The 1,848-nt window shown below is 75.4% G+C and carries 2 protein-coding genes; both read left to right on the plus strand.

All coding sequences use genetic code 11. From position 1 onward, the window contains the following. Positions 1 to 727 precede the first annotated feature (727 nt). Positions 728 to 937, plus strand: a complete 210-nt coding sequence (locus tag C6N75_RS28435; protein WP_105871726.1) for a type A2 lantipeptide — start codon at positions 728 to 730, stop codon at positions 935 to 937. Between the two features lie 278 nt (positions 938 to 1,215). Next, a partial coding sequence (locus C6N75_RS28440) for an HlyD family efflux transporter periplasmic adaptor subunit (protein WP_105871727.1) occupies positions 1,216 to 1,848 on the plus strand: 633 nt, incomplete at its 3' end.

Below are 1,848 nucleotides of genomic sequence, written 5' to 3' on the forward strand. Positions count from 1 at the left end.
GTCCAGCCCCCGGCTCACCGGTCGCCCCCGGTCCGGCCCCGCGCCCGCGTTCCGGGCCTCGGGTTCGGCCGTTCCATTGCGCGAGCGGGCCCAGGCGTCGGCCGTTCCGTTGCACGAGCGGTCATCGGGCGCCCTCCTCCGGGTCTGGTACCGCGGCCCGGTCCCACGCGCTACGGTGGGCGGTCCCGGTCCTGCGGACCCCGGCGAGTGCCCGGATGCGCCGCTCGTACGCCGCCGGGGCCCCGTCTGTAGGCCGTCCGGGTGACCCCGGCAGCGGCGGTGCGGTGGGGCCGCCGGCGCCCTTCAGGGGATCTCCACAGCGACTGTACGAACGTCACAGCGCGGCCCCCTCTCCCGCGCCCGGCGGCCGGGGCGACCGGACCGCGGTACGGACCAGCGGGACGGCCCGTGCCGGAATGTCCCCTTCCGCTCAGCCCGCCGAAACCGGTCCGGCACCCGCCCGCACCGCACCGTGTGGAGAATTCGGCACCGAGCCATGAACGCGCCCGCACAGAATGGCACGACCGCGCCCGCATTTCCCCGGCGAAGAGCCGGAGGATTGGCTGACCGCCGCTTACCCGTGCTTTGATCCTTCGCACCGCGACAGCCACGGAGAAATACCGGCCCGCGGTTTTCTCACCGACATCCGAGTCACCAGCGCGACCGCACGGTCCGCCCGGTCCCCGCGACCGGCGTCCCCCCGTGTGTTCCGTGTGAAGGGAAACGCATGAACCACCAGCTCCAGACCCAGGAGATCTCCGACGCCGACCTCGACAACGTGTCCGGCGGTCTGGTCGGCGGCGCCGTCGGCAACCTCGTGGGCACCGTCGACGCGGTGGTCCCGGTGTCCGGCGCCATCGGCGACCTGACCGGCACGGTGGACGGCCTGACCGGCCTGAACACCACCGGTGCGGCCAACTTCGCGGCCGGTCTCTGAGAGACGCGCCGCGGGCGGCCGGCGGCGGGCGCCCACCAGGAGCCCGCCGCCGGCCGCGCGCGCCGTCCGAAAGGCGTCACGCGTCCGGTTCCGGGAGCAGCTCCGGGCCTCGCGCGCGGGACCGCCACAGGCCCCAGCCGCCTCGGCCCATTCACCGGCCCCGAGGCCGCCCCACTCCTTCCCGCCTCGCTTTCGCCGATTCACCTGCCGACCGTTCCGCATTCACCCGGCTTTCACATCCGGCAGCCCCGCCCGGGAATCCGACGAGGAATCCGTCCGTGCAATTCCGCCCACAGGCCCTTTCCCGGATGCAGGCCCCCGAGGAAATCGACCTGCCGGTCAGACTGGCCCGCCCGCGGGGCCTTCTGGCGCTCGGCGTCACCCTGCTCGCGGTGGCCGCCGCCGCGTTCTGGACGGTGACCGGCTCGGTCTCGGCCACCGTCCGCGCGCCCGCCGTCCTCACCCACGGCCAGGGCGGCTACGTGGTGCAGAGCCCGGTGACCGGTCAGGTCACCGGCGTACCGGCCGCCGAGGGGGACCGGGTCGCCGAGGGCACGCCGCTCTTCGAGGTGCGCACCGCCGGCGGGACCCGCGCCGTCGTGAAGGCGCTCGCCCCCGGCCGGGTCACCGCACTCGCCTCCGGCATCGGCTCGGTGGTGACCACCGGCGCGGACCTGGCCTCCGTGGAGCGGGTGGCCCACGCGGACGACCCGCTCACCGCCGTGGCGTACGTCCCCGCCGACCGGGCCGCCGCCCTGTCCGCCGGCGCGGCGGTCGACCTCACCCTGCCCTCCGCCCCCGCCCAGCGGTACGGCGTGCTGCGCGGACGGGTCGGTGAGATCGGGCGCACTCCGCAGTCCCGGCAGCGGATCGCCGCCTTCCTCGGCAGCGACGAGCTGGCGGGCGAGCTG

The sequence above is a fragment of the Streptomyces solincola genome, from assembly GCF_002982015.1.
Lineage (GTDB): Bacteria > Actinomycetota > Actinomycetes > Streptomycetales > Streptomycetaceae > Streptomyces > Streptomyces solincola.